At 68.7% G+C, this 18234-nt stretch carries 18 protein-coding genes and 1 pseudogene; 9 read left to right on the forward strand and 10 right to left on the reverse strand.

The window, feature by feature from the left end:
• Positions 1-159: 159 nt before the first annotated feature.
• A complete protein-coding gene (locus ACIPTO_RS20505) occupies positions 160-552 on the forward strand; it encodes an STAS domain-containing protein (RefSeq protein WP_401194143.1) in 393 nt (130 codons plus the stop codon).
• Positions 553-677: 125 nt separating this feature from the next.
• On the forward strand, positions 678-1259 hold the full coding sequence (locus ACIPTO_RS20510; protein WP_401194146.1) for a hypothetical protein: 582 nt from the start codon (positions 678-680) through the stop codon (positions 1257-1259).
• Positions 1260-1453: 194 nt separating this feature from the next.
• Here ACIPTO_RS20510 and ACIPTO_RS20515 read toward each other — a convergent pair whose 3' ends face one another.
• The 5 genes from ACIPTO_RS20515 to ACIPTO_RS20535 form a co-directional block, all read right to left on the reverse strand.
• Complete coding sequence (locus ACIPTO_RS20515; protein ID WP_401194148.1) at positions 1454-2056, reverse strand: DUF4328 domain-containing protein; 603 nt, start codon at positions 2054-2056, stop codon at positions 1454-1456.
• Positions 2057-2291: 235 nt separating this feature from the next.
• Complete coding sequence (locus tag ACIPTO_RS20520) at positions 2292-3530, reverse strand: lactonase family protein (RefSeq protein ID WP_401194150.1); 1239 nt, start codon at positions 3528-3530, stop codon at positions 2292-2294.
• A gap of 497 nt (positions 3531-4027) precedes the next feature.
• On the reverse strand, positions 4028-4768 hold the full coding sequence (locus ACIPTO_RS20525) for a DUF6461 domain-containing protein (RefSeq protein ID WP_401194153.1): 741 nt from the start codon (positions 4766-4768) through the stop codon (positions 4028-4030).
• Positions 4769-4979: 211 nt separating this feature from the next.
• Positions 4980-5456 carry a hypothetical protein gene (locus tag ACIPTO_RS20530; protein ID WP_401194154.1) on the reverse strand — a complete coding sequence of 159 codons (477 nt, stop codon included), beginning with the start codon at positions 5454-5456 and terminating at the stop codon, positions 4980-4982.
• A gap of 739 nt (positions 5457-6195) precedes the next feature.
• Entirely contained in the window at positions 6196-6936 is a 741-nt protein-coding gene (locus ACIPTO_RS20535; RefSeq protein ID WP_401194157.1) for a hypothetical protein, read from the reverse strand.
• Positions 6937-7627: 691 nt separating this feature from the next.
• Between ACIPTO_RS20535 and ACIPTO_RS20540 the strand changes: the two genes are divergently transcribed.
• The 4 genes from ACIPTO_RS20540 (at position 7628) to ACIPTO_RS20555 (ending at position 12004) form a co-directional block, all read left to right on the forward strand.
• Positions 7628-9307 carry a chloride channel protein gene (locus ACIPTO_RS20540; RefSeq protein WP_401194733.1) on the forward strand — a complete coding sequence of 560 codons (1680 nt, stop codon included), beginning with the start codon at positions 7628-7630 and terminating at the stop codon, positions 9305-9307.
• Positions 9308-9400: 93 nt separating this feature from the next.
• Positions 9401-9679: a hypothetical protein gene (locus ACIPTO_RS20545; protein ID WP_401194159.1), complete on the forward strand. Its 279-nt coding sequence runs from the start codon at positions 9401-9403 to the stop codon at positions 9677-9679.
• A gap of 673 nt (positions 9680-10352) precedes the next feature.
• Positions 10353-11147 carry a DUF4142 domain-containing protein gene (locus ACIPTO_RS20550; protein ID WP_401194162.1) on the forward strand — a complete coding sequence of 265 codons (795 nt, stop codon included), beginning with the start codon at positions 10353-10355 and terminating at the stop codon, positions 11145-11147.
• A gap of 116 nt (positions 11148-11263) precedes the next feature.
• Positions 11264-12004: a DUF4142 domain-containing protein gene (locus ACIPTO_RS20555; RefSeq protein ID WP_401194164.1), complete on the forward strand. Its 741-nt coding sequence runs from the start codon at positions 11264-11266 to the stop codon at positions 12002-12004.
• Here ACIPTO_RS20555 and ACIPTO_RS20560 read toward each other — a convergent pair whose 3' ends face one another.
• The 3 genes from ACIPTO_RS20560 to ACIPTO_RS20570 form a co-directional block, all read right to left on the reverse strand.
• Positions 12005-12580 (reverse strand): hypothetical protein, encoded by a 576-nt coding sequence (locus tag ACIPTO_RS20560; protein WP_401194166.1) that lies wholly within the window; start codon positions 12578-12580, stop codon positions 12005-12007. It abuts the gene before it with no gap.
• A gap of 357 nt (positions 12581-12937) precedes the next feature.
• Positions 12938-13474: a MarR family transcriptional regulator gene (locus tag ACIPTO_RS20565; RefSeq protein WP_366314819.1), complete on the reverse strand. Its 537-nt coding sequence runs from the start codon at positions 13472-13474 to the stop codon at positions 12938-12940.
• Positions 13475-13508: 34 nt separating this feature from the next.
• Entirely contained in the window at positions 13509-13727 is a 219-nt protein-coding gene (locus ACIPTO_RS20570; protein WP_401194752.1) for a hypothetical protein, read from the reverse strand.
• On the opposite strand from ACIPTO_RS20570, the pseudogene ACIPTO_RS20575 reads away from it, so the two are divergent.
• Both ACIPTO_RS20575 and ACIPTO_RS20580 read left to right on the forward strand, forming a co-directional pair.
• Positions 13726-13989, forward strand: a pseudogene (locus ACIPTO_RS20575) (hypothetical protein); the annotation flags it as partial. The gene ACIPTO_RS20570 and the pseudogene ACIPTO_RS20575 sit on opposite strands and share 2 nt — an antisense overlap.
• Before the next feature lie 417 nt (positions 13990-14406).
• Positions 14407-15903: an RICIN domain-containing protein gene (locus ACIPTO_RS20580; protein ID WP_401194168.1), complete on the forward strand. Its 1497-nt coding sequence runs from the start codon at positions 14407-14409 to the stop codon at positions 15901-15903.
• 260 nt (positions 15904-16163) lie between these two features.
• Here ACIPTO_RS20580 and ACIPTO_RS20585 read toward each other — a convergent pair whose 3' ends face one another.
• The gene (locus tag ACIPTO_RS20585; protein WP_401194170.1) at positions 16164-16982 is read right to left on the reverse strand and encodes a siderophore-interacting protein; all 819 of its coding nucleotides are present in this window, start codon (positions 16980-16982) and stop codon (positions 16164-16166) included.
• A 275-nt stretch (positions 16983-17257) separates the two neighbouring features.
• On the opposite strand from ACIPTO_RS20585, the gene ACIPTO_RS20590 reads away from it, so the two are divergent.
• A complete protein-coding gene (locus ACIPTO_RS20590) occupies positions 17258-17656 on the forward strand; it encodes a hypothetical protein (RefSeq protein ID WP_366314825.1) in 399 nt (132 codons plus the stop codon).
• A gap of 213 nt (positions 17657-17869) precedes the next feature.
• On the opposite strand, the gene ACIPTO_RS20595 is transcribed toward ACIPTO_RS20590, so the two are convergent.
• Complete coding sequence (locus tag ACIPTO_RS20595; protein ID WP_401194172.1) at positions 17870-18190, reverse strand: hypothetical protein; 321 nt, start codon at positions 18188-18190, stop codon at positions 17870-17872.
• Between the last annotated feature and the right edge of the window lie 44 nt (positions 18191-18234).

Below are 18234 nucleotides of genomic sequence, written 5' to 3' on the forward strand. Positions count from 1 at the left end.
CCGTCGCTCCTCGCTTGGGCCGGTCGGCCCTCATCGTCCGGACGAACGGGACCGTCGCGACCGTTCGGCCCCGGCCTGGGCCGAACGGCCCAGGCCGAACAGGTGGACAGGTCCGGTCGGCTCTTCCGGGCGGGACCACCTGTCCGATTGGCTCGCACCATGACCGAGATCCACACCGACGCCGTCCTGCGCACGTCGGAACATCTCATCGCCGGGACAACCGTCTTGGAGCTGCACGGGGAGGTCGACGTCCTCACGGGGCCCCCGCTGTCGACACGCCTGGACACGCTCACGGCGATTCCCCACCCCGATCTCGTACTGGACCTGCGCTCCGTGTCGTTCATCGACTGCGCCGGGCTGGGCGTCCTGTGCCGGGCACACCACCGGACCGGTGCCAGAGGAGGACGGCTCCGACTCGTCACCGGGGATGCGGGCTTCCTGCGGATCCTTCGCCACGCCCAGCTCGGAGGCGTCTTCGAGATCCACGCACGGCTGCCGAAGTCCCTGGCCGCAGAGCCGACGTCCGGCGACTCCTCCGCCGCAGCGGGCTGAACGGCCCGTCCTCGCGCGGGATGCCGTGCCGATGGGGCACCTCGCAGCCCCTGTTCGGCCCAAGCGACGCCATGCCCGCGGCTGACACCTTCGAAGTGACGAGCACGACGAGGAGGTGCGGACTCATGGGCAGGAACAGGCGTCTGAAGGCGCGGCTGTGGCGGTGGCGGAGCAACCCGTTGCGCCGGCGCGACGACCTCGTCGAGGCCTGGATCGTCCTGGTCATGTGGGCGGTCATCGTGGTGGGCGGCGCACTCGCCGGCCTGGTGACGTGCGACGCCGCCGCCACGATGTTCGCCGCGCAGCGCACCGAACGGCACTCGGTGCAGGCCGTACTCCTCACGGACACCCCGCCCGCGAGCTCGACATCCGGCGGGGTGCGCGACCTGATCAAGGCTAAGGTCCGCTGGACGACCGCCGACGGCACCAGCCGTACGGGAAGCACCCTGGTGGACATGGGGCGCAAGGCCGGTTCCAAGGTCGTGGTCTGGCTGGACTCCGCAGACAACTTCACCAGCAAGCCGGCCAGTTCGGCGGAAGCGACTCTGGAATCCACCGCCCTGGGCCTGACCGCCACGCTCGCCTTCGCGGGCATGGCGTTCGGCACGGGGGCGGCCGCCCGATACCGGCTGGACCGGCGCCGCATCGACTCCTGGGGCACGGAGTGGCAACTTGTAGGGCCGAGTTGGGGTCGCAAGACCAACTGATGCCCAGCAGTCGGCGCAGCACTGCCCGACAGGGCCAGCCTTCCGAGCACGGGTCAGATAAAAGCGGCTGTGCCGCCACCAGCTCTCCAGCAGTACTCCCGGTGCTCCCTGACCGACGACAAAACGTCCATCAACTCCCCTTACACAGCCAACTCCCCTACCGCAGCGCGAGGGATCGCATCACGGGAGCTGGCTCACGCCTGGGCGAGCGATACGACCGGGACCGTGGCACCGAGCGCGGCGCTCTGCAACGCCGTGATGCGCTGGATGACGAGCCCCAGCAGCACGGCTGCCGCCGTCATGAGCGCTTCAGCCACCACCAGGAACGCCATCGATCCTGGGGCCAGCCGGTTCCCTGCCACGAGTACCAGCGCGTGCGTGATCCAGGCGACCCACCAGAGGTTGACCAGCATTGCGTCCCGCTTCTCCTCCCATGAGGCGGAGCTGGCCCGCCCGATGTCCAGGACGAACCGGCGCGGGACAAAGAAGTTGACCACCGGAATGAACCACGCGCCGATGGTCCAGCCCCGCCTGGGGAGCGAGGCCTGAGGGGACAGCTCCTGGGCGTTGCGCCGGGACCGGACGAGCCACACGAGGAACAGCACGACCGCGAGATTCATCAGATACAGAAAGATCATGGAGATGAGGCCCGACCTGTGCAGAGACGTATCCGTACGGCGCAGGTAGTGATCCCGGACCGCCACCGCGCGGAGCACGTCCGCCACGGCCACCGCCGCTGTCGCCACTTGCGCGAAGCGGGCGATGATCCAGGGAGCTTTGCGGGTGGTGCTCGTCATCGACTTCGGCCTGTCTCGGAGACGGGTGCGGCCACGGCGGACGCTGGGGCGGAGTGATCATAGACCCGAGGCACAACGAAGTCCGCAAGGCATCCTCGCCCGGATCACCGCCCTCGTCCATGTGAGGCGGCAGCTGGCGAAGGCCGCCCGACCGGCGACCGATCAGGGTCCGTACACGCGTAGGCGCTCCGGTGAGGGACCTCTCCGGAGCGCCGTACCGCGATGGCCGCTTTCTTTACACCGCGGTGATGCCCTCCATGCCGGATCCGGCGAAGGGGGGCAGTCCTGTGAGGGTGGTGACCTTGCTGAGAGAGCCGTTCCTGCCGATCCGGAAGCCGTCGACCGTGCCGGAGGTCGCGTTCTGGACGTAGAGGAACTTCTCGTCCTTCGTCACGGTGAGGTCGATGACACCCTGCGATCGCGCTGACGGAGGCGTGGCGACGCCGACGCGATTGGTCAGGGCCAACTTGCCGTGCTGATCGGTTCGGTAGCCGGTGACGGTGGAGTTGCCGGTGTTGCCGCCGAAGAAGAAGTCGCCCGCGCGTTCCAGCCAGCACAGGGTTTCCTGGCCGTTGGGGAGCGGATTCTGGACGACCCTGAGGACGCCGTCCCGGCGCACCTGGTACGTGGTGACAGTCGACTTCTCGGCCTCGGCCACCAGCATGCGGCCGGAGCGGTCGAAGGTGATCGCGAACGGAACACCGCCTGCCGAGGGGTTGACCACGGCTCGAGCCGCGGGACGCCCGCCGTACCGCATCGGGAACACCTCGACGGTGTTGGCGGACTTGGTGGTGACCACCAGGGCATGTCCGTCCGGCGTGAACGCGACCTGACCGGGCGAGCTGCTGAACAGCGGAACCTTCTTGTTGTGCAGGCCCAGAGAGCGGTAGGAGCCGCTCAGCGGGACCAGCCCTTTCCCGGTGATCCGGAAGCCTTGGACGCTTCCCTTGCCGCCCGCGTTCATGACGTAGGCGAGGTTGCCGGACACCGCGATCGATGAAGGGAAGTCACCTCCCGAAGGGACCGTCTGACGGTCGGTCAGCTTCTGTCCCTCGACCCTGAACGAGGTCACCGTGGCACTGCCGGCGTTGACCGCGATCAGCCGCTTCGACCGGTTGTCGTAGACGAGCGAACTCTGCGAGGCGAGCGAGTCGGTGGGCGCGTCGACCTGATCGCCGCCCTTCCCGCCGGTCGCGAACGTGCCGGCGGCGGACAGTTGACCGTCGTCGCCGCGCTTGAAGGCATGAATGGTGTTGCCCACCAGCTCGTTGCCCTGCACGAACACGGCGTGGTCGGCGCCCAGGTGCGCCCGCGCGCTCAGCGGGCGGACCGGCCCGTTCGACGAAGCGTCGGCGGGCTCGTCCGCCGACGCGATGGTCACGATGCCGGCCGTCGCAGCCACCGCCAGAAGCGCACCTCCGGCGATGGTCAGCCGGACCTTGCGAGGCGACCTGCGCCTGATGTGGCTGCTCATACGTGATCCTCCCGTCCTTGCCCGGCACCCACGGCGGGTGACCGACAGCGCCAGAGTGGCCTGTGTGACGGGAGGACATCGGTGATCCGACGCCACGTCATCGTCTCGTAAGAACAGCCCCGTCCGACGGATGGCGCAGGCGCCCACCCCGTCTGCCGCGATCGCAGCAGGTGGACGTGTCTGTGGTCGCCGAATGACTGGACTTCCGGAACTTCGAGTGCCGACCGTGGGCCGCGAGCGTTCACCGGCCGGACGGCGCGCCTCCGGAAAGGCCCGTCGATATCTTCTCTTGTCGCTGCTGCCAGAAGCAGCAACACCGGCTCTTCTTCGTCGCGGTCTGGTGGGTGAGCTGATCGGACTGGGAGGCGGGATCGGGGCCGTCGGCAGCGCATTCGGCATCAGCCGGAGACCGTTCCGGGGTCAGGCTGTCAGCGCTCACCCCGGCGGTCTACTCCCTCCCGCGCTCGCCGGCCCTCCCCGACCCTCCCGGGGACGATTCAGGCCGCCCGTACGAGGGCGTGTCGTCGGATGACACCCGTCACGGGTGACGCCGGCTCCAGCAGAACCGCCGGCAGCATCCCCCTCACGATCGGTTCCCTCGGCAGCGCAAGTCCGAAGAACTCCTCCACGACGCCCAGCGCGGCGCGGTGAACCTCCCTTCGGTTACGCTCCGGATCCGGAAGGCCGGCAGCCGTGAGCCGCTCCTGCAGTCGCGCGGCTGTATCGGGGTCGCCTTCGACCTTTTCGTACCCCCAGGACCCGTCCAGGTGCAGATTGAAGGCGGCCAGCAGCTCGCCATCTTGGAAATAGGCGAACTGGGGCGGCACCGGCTTGCCGTTCTCCTCCTCGTACTCCAGAAGGCAGACATGCACGCCATCACGCGAGACCGGCGCCAACGGTCCGAACTCGGCCTGCCAGCCACCGTACGCAATCGCGTACACCCAGTCCCCCACAGACCCGAGACGCAACCCGACGTCGTCGTAGTCATCCATGAGCTCCAAGAGCGACGTTCCCGTCTGCTCCCCGACCGACACGACGACGTGCTCCGCGTCGTACCGCAACGCCGCGGCAAGCCGCTCAGCGAGTCCCTTCGGGGATAGCCCGCGGGCCAGGACCACGTGATAACCCCCGAAAGCGATGGACTGTCGACCAGCGAGCCAACTCATTCCCTCCGTCATGACCGTCATCCTGCCCTCCGCCTCTGACAACAGACACCGCACGCCCATGACGATGATCACTGTCAGTCCTTCGACGATGATGTCGTCGCCTCGGGTACTTCTCAGCGCTGCTCGGACGGATGGCGCTGTGACCGCCAAACGGTCCTTTGGGCGGGACCGACGCCGGGTCGCTTGGTGAAAGCGGGTTGACGCGAAGGTGCCGTCCCGCCCTTCGGACATCCTCAGCAGCAGTGAGCAGCGTTCGGGCGCATTCGCAGTTGACGAGGGCGCTTCACACGTCGATGGTCCGTCGAGCATGCTCCACGAACTGGCTTCGCTTCGCAGCCGCGTGATCGAGAAACCGTCTGGCCCCTCGGGACTCCGTCATGTCCGAGGAAGCACCAGAGCCCTGCCCGACAGTGGCCGCGCTGATGACGGCGACGCAGGCCGAGAGCGATCGGGACAGCTCTTCCGCCATACGGGCCAGCTTCTCCGGCCCTTCGATCTCCACCGTCGCCTGAGCATCGGCCAGCCCGCCACGCAGCAATCCCCGGGCATGGGCGAGTCCCTCACGGAGAACCTCGAGATCCGCTCCCGGCGCGATCAGCCCGGCATCGATCTCCTTCAACGCCTTGTGCAGCTCATCCGCCTTGGCCGTGAACGCCGAGTACGCGTCACGGCGGAGCTGCCGACGCCAGTGCCGATGCTCCGCCCTGACCTGTCGCTGAGCCGACATGCCTGCAACAGCGGCCGCGAGGGTGGTACCCACCACTCCCACAGCTGCGCCCAACACTGCCGCCACCCCTGAGTCCATAGGAGAATTCTGACGGCCGGGAGCTGCGCGCCGGCAAGCTTCAGCACGCCGAGCAAGCGGGCGTGCGAGGGACTGCTCCGCCGACCGATCGGCCTGACATCACAAGCGTCTGATCAGGCGTGAGCAAACCTCGGTGACCCGGACTCGCCTCACTCAAAGCTCCCTACGCTGGTCAGCGGGAGGCGGTGCCCTTCGTAGGGTGAGCATCCAAGGGCGTCGAGTGTGCCTTTCAAGGCTCTGCCGTCCGTAGCTTCCATCGACCGACCACTCGACACCCAGTTCCGACTCTCACTCGCGCCGCGGAGAACGCCCATCAGTGGTGGTGGCACGACCGTCCTCGCTCAACAGGTCCATCTGACCGGAGGCAGATCGCAGTACCAGGCGGCACTACTCCCGCTCCCACATCGACATGACCGTCCACGTCGACGACCGGACCTTGCACCTTCCCGACAATCGCAAAGGCCACCCGTTCGAGATCACAGCAGGACTTATCGGCAACACGCCGAAAAGCCGACCCTGGGTGCTTGCTCAGTTGCCTACGTACCCGGATACCAAGCACCTATGAGCGAGGGACTGGCGGCGACCGCCGGCAATCGCGCTTCGTAGAGGTCGACCCCAAAATCTGGAAGGAGGGACCAACGAAGACCGGATGAGCCGCCGTTGGCACGCGCCTTCGGCTCTCATGGCGGCCGTGCTACGCCGTCGAGACATGGAAATTCATGACGTCGATCTTGGTGATCGACCGCCAGTCCTCCTCGCTGTACCCGTCCCAGCCCTTCGCCTTGCGGTCGGCCGGAAACTTCGCGGCCTGGTCGGAGCCGACGAGGACAAGGAGGTAGGTCTCGCTGATTCCCTCGACGCCCGGATAGCCGACCGAGTGGTTGTCGTCCTCCCAACAGCCCCCGGATGTGGGGCTGATGGGCGTGCCAGGGTAGAAGCGGCCGTTGCCCGGGTGCCCGAACTCGTCCTTCGAATCGGGGTCGGGTCGGGTGACGAGATAAAGGACTTGGCCCGCCGGGATGTCCAGGCTCAACTGGCCCTTGACGCTGATCTCGGGACTCCTTGCCGGACCGCCCACCTGTGTGTAGACGTGCGGCGGTCGGCGGTTCCCGAAGAGGGTCTCGTTGTAGCGCTGTGACGGCGGCTGGTCCCAGGAGTCCGCGAGTCGTCGCAGATCGCAGGAGTCTTCGTCCTCGGCCGAGAGGGAGGCCGATGCCGATGCCGATACGGAAGCCGAAGAGCCGGTCCGGGAATCCGTCGTCCCCTTCGAGTCGGTGTCCTGAGCGAAATACGCCCCGGCCGCTGCCGCGCCGATGGCCGCCAGGGCGCCGATGACCGCGATGAGGATCCTGGTCGTGTTGTCGTGCTTGCCGTCCCCGCCCTGCGGGTCGTTGCTCGTGGTGTCGTCGTCGGAGCCCGTGTCGGTGCGTGTCACTTTTGTCCCCCTGTCGTGCAGGAGTCCGTAATATCAGCGCCTTGTGTGCCCGGTAAGGGACTGTTGGAGCAGGCGAGGGGCGCGCACGGGAAAGGGGCGCGCGGGCTTTCGGTTTCGCGCGCGTATTTCAGCTGCGCGCCTCCGCCGCCGCACACCTGCGAGTCCCGCACCCCGAACCGGTCGCCCACCTCCACTGCGCCACGGCCGGAAACCCGCCTGTCGGCACAGTCACGGGTTCCCTTCCCCGACGGCTCCCCGCACGCTGCTGCCCGGCAGGCACGACGAGCCGGCCCGCCTTCAGTACGCCGGCCGCACCAACATCCTCGCCCGGACGGCAGGTGCCGCCATCGCCGACTTGCCGCTCCCGGGCGGCGCGGCGTCATCCGTGGACGGGCCGACCGTCTCCGCCGAGTGGGACAACCGACGAAAGCTGGTCGTCACGCTGGTGGAACCCCAGTTCGTGGTGGAAGTCGGCGTCGACATCGACCGCGACACCTCCGGCCGGCGACAGCACCCCGAGGGATGGCCTCCTGACCAGTTTTGCATAATGCAAAGGTAAGGCACGAGAATTGATGAGTGCCATCCAGGCTCCCAGGCATCCACGGACAGGAATCGCATGACCAGCACCGCGACGAGCAGCTCGACTTCTCCACCGGCCTTCGTGGGTCTGCGCTCCGCTCCCTGGGGGCTGATGGTGCTGGCCGTGGTGATCGGGGGCGGAGCCGGCGCGGGCTCGGTCGTCTTCCGCTGGTGCATCACGACCTTCACGCACCTCTTCTCCGGCCACACGGACTACGCGGCCTCGCCCGGCGCGAGTAATCCGCACGTGCCCTGGCTCGGGCCGTACTTCGTCGTCCTGGCCCCGATGGTCGGCGGACTGCTGTACGGCCCTCTGGTGAACCGGTTCGCCAAGGAGGCGCGCGGTCACGGGGTGCCGGAGGTGATGCTCGCGGTAGCCCAACGTGGTGGGCGGATCAGTCCCAAGGTGGCCCTGGTCAAGACCCTCGCATCTGCCTTGACCATAGGCTCCGGCGGCTCGGTGGGCCGCGAGGGCCCGATCGTCCAGATCGGCTCAGCACTCGGCTCAACGCTGGGCCGTGTGACGAAGGTGGCCGAAGGACGGATGAAACTCCTGGTCGCCTGCGGCGCGGCGGGCGGCATCGCCGCCACCTTCAACGCACCGCTGGCAGGCGTGTTCTTCGCCATGGAACTGATCCTCGACACCTTCAGCGCGGAAGCCTTCGGCGCCACCGTGCTCGCCAGCGTCACCGCGAGTGTCATCGGCCGCGCCGCTTTCGGCGACACGGCCTTTCTGAACCTCCCGGGCTTCCACGTCGACCACCTCACCCAGTACTCGCTGTTCGCGGTGCTCGGCATCGGTGCCGCAGTGGTGGGGATGGGATTCGCCCGGTTCCTGTACCTGATCGAGGACGCCTGCGACTGGCTGTGGCGCGGCCCGGAGTGGCTGCGTCCGGCGGCCGGCGGCCTGCTTCTCGGCCTGGTACTGCTGGCCTTGCCGGAAATGTACGGCGTCGGCTACCCGGTACTGCAGAAGGCGACGGAGGGCGGCTACGCGGTCGGTTTCCTGTTGCTGTTGCTGGTCGGCAAGATGCTGGCGACCAGCCTGACGATCGGCATCGGCGGCTCTGGCGGGGTGTTCGCCCCCAGCCTGTTCATCGGTGCCATGCTGGGCTCGGCCTATGGCATCGGCGTGCACCACCTGCTGCCCCGCTCCGCCGGTGCGGTGGGCGCATACGCACTGGTCGGCATGGGAGCAGTGTTCGCCGGCGCCGCACGCGCACCCATCACCGCCGTGGTGATCCTCTTCGAACTCACCGGCGAGTACTCGATCATCCTGCCCCTCATGCTCGCCATCGTGCTGGCCACCGCCACCAGCCGCCTGCTGTCGGGCGACACGATCTACACGCTCAAACTGCGCCGCCGCGGCGTCGACCTGGAAGGGCCCGCCACCGGCGCACGGATCGGCACCCAACACGTCGGCGCCGTCATGGAACCACTGCCTTCTGCCCTGCCCGCGTCGACGACGCTGGCCGACTCCGCCGGCCTGTTGAGCCTGTCCGGCCACGGCGCACTCCCGGTGGTCGACGACAGCGGGCACTATGTGGGCGTGGTCACGGCGCAGGCAGTGGCGGAGGCCCTGGCGGAACAGCCGGAGGACGCACCGACCCGGATCGGCCAGCTCGCCGAGGTGCCCGTGCCCGTCCTGGCCGACCAGCCTCTCGCCCAAGCGCTGCACATACTGCTGTCGGCTGCGGGTACCGGCGTGCCGGTCATCGACTCGACCCACGGCAAGCCGATCGGCTGGCTCAGCCACCAAAGCGCCCTACGGGCCGTGCACGGGACCGCCTGACCGCGCCCCGAGGAGACTGCCGACAATATTTTGCGCTACGCAAGCCTTGAGAGGCGGAACTTCGACGGACGGACCACTCCCGAGAGGCCAGCCATGCACACAGAGCATGTCCACCGCTCGTACTCGTTCGCATGTCTCGACTGCTGGTACGGCTGGGAGGACACGTATGACATCGACGTGACCATGGACGAACACGGACGGATCACGGCCGTCCACCGACTCGACGGCAAACACGTACCGTCACCAGTGCAGTTGCCCCGCTGCTCCTCCGGCGAGAGCCGCAAGGTACGCGCCGTCCGGCCGGGACGGGTCAGGTCGGCCCGCCTGCTCGGAAGGCGACGGCGGCGGAGCCCCCTCACCACCCTCCTGTGACTGGAAATACCGGGTCAAGCCTCTCTCCCCGTGACGGTGACGAGTGCCGTGGTGATCGCGGTGACGAAAGCCCTGCACGGCATCCAGCAGCTCATGCTTCGAGCGGCACGTCGAGGCCTTCTCAACGACCTGCCTCTTCCACCGCGAACGGCCGGACCTGCGGCGAGTTGACGGCACAGAGGCCGAACGCGACGCCGAGGTCACGCCCCTCCCCCGGACACTGTCCACATCGCCCGCGTCCGGCCCATGCACCCATGATCGGCCGCCCACGTCACCGATTCCGCGCAACGCTGCATCTCCCCTTGACGTCCCCCACCACGCAGGCAGTCCACTCACCGTACGAGCTGCCTGAGGACACCTCGCGCGTGTCGTCCGGCTCGTGCGCAGCCTTCGCCACTACCAGGAACGGCAACCCGTCCAGAGCTGTGTGGCTCCACATCCGCAGCACGCAGTGAGCGGATCCGGCTGGTTCGACGGGCACCCGCTTGAGCTGAACCCGCGCTTCAGGACGCGCGGCGGATTCCCTTTCAGCACGCGGCAGGACGGCCTCGTCAGTCGAGGCGGGTGGGCACGACATACATAGCATGATGCAAGCTTTACCTGGAGCAAAGGTTGCTGTGTCCTGTCACTCCCGTACTCATCGACAATTACGCCGTTCACGTCGGGAGACACCATGCGCATGTCGCGGAGCACGACAGGAACCTTCTTCGTGGCGGGGGCATTGAGCCTGACCCTCGCCGCCCTCGTCTACCCGAGCATCCTCGGTGTCCAGACCACGGCTTCCAATCCGTCCAGGATCATCGCCAACACCCAGTGGGGACCGCTGACCGAGGCCGACCGCAACTTCGTCGTCTTCGTGCGCTCCGCCGGTCTCTGGGAGGGTCCCTCCGGAGACCTCGCCATGAAGAAGGGCACGACCGCGGCCGTACGCGAGGCCGGAAGGCACCTGGTCATCGGCCACGCGGCGCTCGACGCCAGCTGCCGCAAGATCGCCCCCGAGCTGAACATCACCATCCCCAACCAGCCCACGCCACAGCAGCAGGGCTTCCTTGCCGGCTTCCAGTCGGACACGGGAAAGCAGTTCGACACCGACTTCGCCAACACCCTGCGCATCACCCACGGCTCGATCTTCAACACCATCGCCAAGATCCGCTCGACCACCGAGAACACCCTCGTGCGCCAGCTGGCCGACCAGGCCAACGACGTGGTCCTGGACCACATCACGCAGATGGAGAGGACCGGACTGATCAACTTCAACCAGGTGAACTTCCAGGAGACCACCCCGCCCAAGCTCCCCGCCGCCCAGGTGACGCCACCCGTACCCCAACCGGGCTCGCCCATCGTCGCGCTCACCGTGCCTCCCGGCCTGGCCACCGCAGGAGTGCCGACGGGCCCGACCACCGCCCCCGAGGACGCGTCGAACGGTTCTTCCGCGACGCCTCCGACGCCTTCACCGACCACCGGGTGAGGGCCGCAACGCCGACCACGGAAGAGCAGCATGCAAATTTTACCTTGCGCAATGATCAGTCGGCATGACGTGCCCGTACCTCCTGACGAACAGTCCCCCTCGCGTCAGGAGGCGCCATGCCCATCCGCCGCAGCACGGTCGGAACCCTTGTCGTCGGCGGGGCGTTCACCGCCACGCTGGCAGCCCTCGTGTACCCGAGCATCCTCGGGGTCCAGACCACGGCCTCCAACCCGTCCCGGATCATCGCCAACACCCAGTGGGGGCCGCTGACCGAAGGCGACCGCGACTTCGTCGTGAAAGTCCGCTCCGCCGGGCTCTGGGAGTACCCGCTGGGCGAGCTCACCCTGGAGAAGGGCTCAACGCCGGAGATGAAGGAAGCAGGCAAGCACCTGATCGTGGGACACGTCGGACTGGACGACCTGTGCCGCAAGATCGCGCCCATGCTCAACATCGCACTCCCCAACCAGGCCACCCCGCAACAGCAGCAGTTCGTCGCGACCTCCGCCGCACAGTCCGGCCGCCAGTTCGACAGCACCGCCGCCAACATCATGCGCGTCACCCACGGCCAGATCTTCCCGGCCATCGCCAAGATCCGCGCCAGTACCACCAACACCCTGGTGCGCCAGCTCGCCGACCTCGCCAACGACACCGTCCTGGACCACATCACCGTGCTGGAGAAGACCGGAGTGGTCAACTTCGACCAGGTCAACTTCCAGCAGACCACCCCGCCCAAGCTCCCCAAGGACCAGGTCACCCCTCCCCCGCCGCAGCCGGGCGCCCCCATCGTCGCCCTGACCGCGCGCCCCGACCTCGGCATCAACACCGCGTCACCCACCCCCGCAGCCGCAGCCGAGTGATCAGCGGGTGGCGGCTCCGTCCGTCGGCCCGGGCACCGCAAGGGTGAGACGGGTCAGCCGGTAGGAGCGGACGACGGCGACCAGAGTCACGCCCCCGAGTACCGCGGCCCACGGCGCCAGATCGCGTGCCGCTCCCAGGATTCCGGCATCCGGCTCCGCGCCGCGCGGGGGCACAGCGCCCCGTGGGTCGTACACGACGGTGAGCGTGTCTCCGGGCCGGGTGGCTCGCCCGCAACCGCGCCAGATGCGGGCTTTCAGCGGCACCCCGCCGGGGTCCCTCACCGAGCAGAGGTGCAGGAGGTGCCCGCCGTCCGTCGTCCGGCCTTCCTCGACCGACGTCACCACGACGGACCGCGTCTGTCCCCGTTCCGCCAGCACCAGACCGGCGGCGGCCTGCGGAGCCTGTAGGGCGAGGCATGCGCCGAGCAGTGCTGCGACACCGACGAGCGCACGTCCGGCCCCTACGAATGACAGGTACAGGCCGACGGCGGCCGCACACACCAGGCCGCCCTCACCGTCGGCGAGCGACGGCCTCCCTGTCCAGGCACCGAAGAGGCTCGTGCCGATGATCGCCACGACACCGAGGATCGCTACGAGGATCCCCTCTGCGACCAACCATCGGGGCGGCAGCCCGACGAACTCCGCGGGCCCCCATACCGTGCCGCGCAAATGCTGCATGAGGTGCGGTTCGACAACGGCCGAGGGTCCACGCCTTCGGCGCATCCGTGTCCCCCCGGCGTCCCTGCCCGTGAGTCGGTGACCGCCGAGAACGGCGGCACGACCAATCGCGTCTTTGATCAGCCCCAGTTGTGCGACGTGAGCTGCCGAAGTCCGGCAACCAAGTCCCACCCACCGATCCATTGCATTATGCAAGATCTGCGGGGTCAGGAGAAGAGTCGTCCGGAGACCGGTTCCGCCCGGTCGGGACGGCAGTCACACGTCGTGCGCCATCGCACTGTCCACGATCCAGCCGAGGGGGTGCGGCTCCGGGTCGTCCAAGGCGGGGGCCGGAGGCTCTCCGCCCGCTCTGTTGAAGGCGTTGAGCGCCTCGATGAGCGCCAGTCTCTGTGTCGGGCCCAACCGTGCGACGATCGTCGCGATCTCCGCGCGGCGCCGCGCGGTGACGTCCTCGACGGTACGCCGGCCTTCCTCGGTGAGCTGCAGCAAGGTCTCGCGGCGGTTGCCGGGGTTGGTCTGCCGGTCGGCCAGCCCGGCCGCGATCAGTCGGTCGACCATCCGCATCGCGGTCGACGGCGCCACCTGGAGCAGGTCCGCGAGGGCGACGAGCTTGGTGGCGCCCCGGGTGGACAGCACCACCAGCATCCGGAACTGCGGGAGGGTGACCCGTTCCTCGACCTCGGCGAGGGATCGGGCGGAGACCGCCACCAGCAGGCGGGAGGCGGTCAGTACCGCCCGGGTGACGGCGTCGACGTCGTCCATGGTCCCCGCAGGGTTCTCGTGCTCCGGCATGTGTCCTTTCTACCGTGCCGAAGTCGCCGCCCCCTCACCCGATGGGAACAGATTTTCCTTCCCCATGACCGTGGTACCGAAGCAGCAGCATCGCGGCATCGTCGTGGAGCGGCCCGACCGCGTGCCGGACCAGGTCCTCGCACAGTGCCTCCAGGGCGCTTTCCGCGCCGGGCTCCTTGAGCAGGTCCGCCCGGTCGCCGAGGGGGGAAGGATCCGGCCGCCTCTCGGCGACATGGTCGGCCAGGCCGGCCATGAGAGGACCTGCAGAGGACCTGACCCTGCTGGTCTTGGACAACCAGAGTGTGTACGTGACCGCCGGGGGTCCCTCCTCCGCGTTGGCCCTTCTCCTTGCCGACCTCTCCGGCATGAGCAAGGCGGAGACGGAACGCATCTGGCTGCCGTTCGCGATGTGGCTGCTCCCTGCGTACGCGTTCCTCCCCCGGCCCCGCGCCTGGCTCACCGCACAGGCCGTCCTGGCCCTGCTCCTCAACCACCTGCTGCTGACCGGCTGGTGACAGCGAACCAGGCGCGGCGAGAGAGGCTATCGCGGGCGGGAGGGGTGGGGATTCTGGGAGTCCAGCAGTACCGGGCGGTGGAGAAGTCTCTCAACGGGCTGCAGGGAGACCTCCGTGACACGGCCCTGCGAGATGCCCCCACTTTGACGACACCGCCCGGGGGCGCGTCCGCCTGGCCAACGAAGAACTTGGCTCGCTCCAAGCAGCGAGCGCGGACCTGCGCGTCATTCAGGTTGAGGGCGTCGGCACCTCTGTAGCGGAACACCCCGATGAGGTCCTCGGCCGGGGTCAGGCGTTCCCTGGCCCGGGCCTTGTCGGGTTACCCGCAGGAACCTCTTTCCCCACCGGTCCCCTTCCACCACTATGGTCACCCGACAAACTGGCTGGTAGGTCAGCACGGGTGCGAGGAAGCGGTGAATGGTTCACTCCCAGGAGTACGGCGGCACACAGGCCCACGCGTCCGACGCACGCCTCACGGAACTGCTGCGCGCCGACACGTCCACGCTGTACCCGGCCCTCCAGGAACTCCGCGCCCGACACCAGCCGTCCGTCCTGTCCTACGCCCGCCTGTGCACCACGAGTGAACCCGCGGCACGGCAGCTGGCGGCGCAGGCGTTCACGCTCGCGGCCCGCGAGACGGCACGCGGCGTGGAGCCGACGGGCCCCTGGCGCCACCAACTCCTGCTCCTGACAGGGCGGGTGGCCCAGTCCTGGTCCCTGGACGACCGCTCGGCCGGCCTCGACGCCGGCCTCCTCCTGCTGCTCAGCACGACGGCCCCGAGACCCACCATGCTCCCGGCCTTCCAGTCCCTCCCCTCCCGCACACAGGGCCTGGTCTGGTACGGCGTCGTCGAGCAGGAACCGCCGGCCGTGACCGCCACCTTCCTGGGCCTCACCCACGAGGACGTCGTCCACGGCACCGAACTCGCCCTCCAGGCGATGGCCCAGGCCTGTCTGAAGGCCCGCCTGGCCGCGTCCGACGACCCGCGCTGCGGAGACTTCCGGCGCCTGATCGAGGAGTCGGTGCGCCCCGACAGCCCCCGGGACAGCGCCGACCTGCACGCCCACATGGCCCACTGCGTCCACTGCACGGGCGCGTACGAGGAACTCACTGCGCTGCGGGACGCGCCGCGGGCGACGCTGGCGGAAGGCCTGCTGCCCTGGGTGGGATCGTCGTACCTACTGCGGAACCGCACGGAGCCGGAGGTCAACCCCCGTGCCACGGGACCGACTTGGTCACCCTCCCGCCGCCTGGTGCTGGCCTCGGCGGCGCTGGGTGTGGCGCTGGTGCCGCTGCTGTTTCTGCTGCTGCGGCCGGGGGACGCGCCGCACCCCGGGGCAGCGGCGGGGACGGTGTCGGTGCCGTCGGCCCCGACGGAGGTGACGGTGACGGCGACAGTCCCGGTGACGCGGTCGCCGACGCCTCCCAAGTCGCATCCCCCGAAGCAGAGTTCAAAGCCGACCAGGCCCGCGGGCACCACGCCGACTCCGTCCCCCTCCCCCACCGCTCACGCGCCGGACAGCACGTACGCGCAGGTGGTGAACGTCTCCACGGGCCGGTGCCTGGACATCCGGGACGGCGATCTGACGGAGGGCACGGATGTGGTCACGGCCCCCTGCACCTCGTCGGCCACCCAGCTGTGGCGGGTCGATGTCGCACGCGGGGTCGTGCAGTCGTCCGCCGACTCGGACCTGTGCCTGGACAGCCGAGGATCGGTGGAGAAGGGGGTCGGTGTCTGGGAGTGCGACTCGGTGGACGGGAGCCACGGCGACAACCTGAGATTCACGGTGGACTCCGATGGCGTGATCCGGCCGGCGATCGCGATCGGGACGGGTGTGACACCCGAGGGGGCCGAGGGGGTGTCGCTGGTGCCGTTGAGCGGGGGCGCGGAGCAGCGGTGGCGGGCGGGGTGAGGGCAACCGCCGTCGGCCCCGTCCTGACATGAGCCCCGCCGGCACGGCCGGTACCGGAGACGCTGAACGCTGCGAAGTGCGGCCCCGCCAAAGGTGAGTCACGCCCGTTGCCCCATTCAGGAGGGCTGCTCGAACGCCGCGAGCCCTTCGCAGCGACCCAACGGGTGCCCCACCACGTGCACCTCCCCTACAACTGCCGCACGGTGAAAGGGCTTTCCCCTGCCCGGCCGGCCGGCCCGCGTCGCGCCCGGCCGGTGTCGTCAGGCGGCCTGATGGATCTCGTGACGCCAGAACCCGGAGAAGGTGATGCGCTCCTTGGGCAGGCCCAGGGCCCGCAGGTGGCGGCGGCCCTCCGTGGCGAGTGTGGACTCGCCGACGATGAAGGCGTATCCGGCCGCGTCGGCGGAGGTGTGCCGGAGCAGTTCGTCGAGGGCCGCGGCGCCGGGGACGGCCATGGGGTGCTCGCGGACGACCCAGGTGACGGCGACTCCGGGCGGTGCGTCGATGGTACGGCGGTCGGCCTCGGTGGGGACTTCCTGGATGAGGCGGCCGACCGTGTTCCGGGGAAGGGAGCGGAGGATGCCCGAAGTGGCCGGGAGGCCGGTCTCGTCGGCGACGATCAGTACCTCCGTCGCGTCGGACGGGCGATCGAACAAGATGCCCTGGTCCAGCACGGCGAGCGCGTCGCCGGCCCTAGCGGCGCAGGCCCAGATCGCCGCGCCACCCGCCAACTCGCCGTCGGGACCGTGGTGCACGACGAAGTCGATGTCCATCTCGGCGGCCTCGGGCCGGAAGTCGGCGACCGTGTAGTTGGCGCAGTGCGGTCGCTCCGCGTCCGGCATCGCGAGGTAGGGCTGCCACCAGCGCGCCCCGGTGAACTCCGGCAGCCGCAGGCGCTGTTGGTGCGGGAGTTGCAGGAAGAGCCGGAACCAGTGGTCGTAGCCGAGCCAGGGGAATCCGGAGAGGTCAGGGCCCGTGACGGTGACGCGGTGCATGGACGGGGAGACGCGCTCGGTGCGCACCACTTCGGCACGGAACATCCTGGGGTGCGTCGGTGTCAGTCTGCGGATCTTCGCCATGTCGAGAAGGTTAGCCTAACCTAACTTACAGAGGAAACGGCCGTGTCCTGCTCCCAGCGGCAGCGGCGGCGGCAGCGGCATGTCCACGCTGCCGCCCGCGGACGCCTACGGCACCGGGCCTTCCCATGCGCTGACGGCGCCGATGGGCCGTAGTAGTCTCCCTCGCCTGAACATCAACACCCCTTTTCTATATAGGCGTTGGCGTTCTCCAACCCTGGCGAAACGCTCCTTATCCGTGCCGCGCGAGCCGCAGTCGAGTATCAGAGGACACATCCATGATCAGAGCCCAGCACATCGCCGCGTCGTGCACGGTGATCGCATTGGCCGCAGCCTCGCTCCTCGTGGCGAGCCCGGCTGAAGCGTCCTCCACCGTGTGCCACCTGAAGTACTACGACAACCCCCTCATCCCGGGCACCGAGAAACTCCTGGTGCCCGATGCCGACCTGTCGTACGGCAGCACGGACTACTGCGTCTCCGGCTGGCAGCGCCAGATCAACCACCACTTCGGCGACGTACTCACCGTCGACAGCGTCTTCGGCCAGAACACCAGGGCATGGACCCGGCTGATCCAGGACACCAGCACGTACTCCTGGTGCGCGGGAGGCGTCGACGGGATAGCCGGACCCAAAACGATCAGCTGCTTCGAGTACGAGAACGGCATCTCCATCTGGTGACGGCCACGGGCCAGGAGCCACGGTTCCGCCAGGATGCGACCCGGCAGCTGCGCCACGTCGTCGCCGGCCGCGACATCGTCATCCGGGAGATGGGCACCGTCGACCCGACCGAAATCACCGACGGCAGCACCCACGATCGAACGGGCGGCAACCGTGGGCGCGCCCCCGTCGTCGGTGCGGGGGTGCGCGGCGGGTTGGACAGCCTCCTGCCGGTCAGGCGATCTCGGAGTCGATGCCGGTGATCACCGCGGGGCCGAGCGGCACATCGTCCGCGTCGAGTCCGGCCTCTCGCAGCGCGGCGTCCGCAAGCCTCCGCGCCTCGCGCTCCGCGTCGGCGTTGGTGTCCGCGTCCACGGTGAGCCGGAGGGCGAAGGTGTTGTCGTCGTTGACGGTGAGCGCGTCCAGGTCCTCGGCGCTGCCCATCCTGGTGCCATGCGGATCCGCAGGCCGCAGCGCCCGTCCCAGCCGCTGCCTCGCCGCGTCGTCGACGCCGGACGTGAAGGTGCCGGGCACGGTGATCACGTAGGTGGTCATGAGAATCCTTCCGTCGGGTGCAACACCGCATACCCCACATCACG

The sequence above is a fragment of the Streptomyces sp. NPDC090083 genome (assembly GCF_044747445.1).
Taxonomy (GTDB): Bacteria; Actinomycetota; Actinomycetes; order Streptomycetales; family Streptomycetaceae; genus Streptomyces.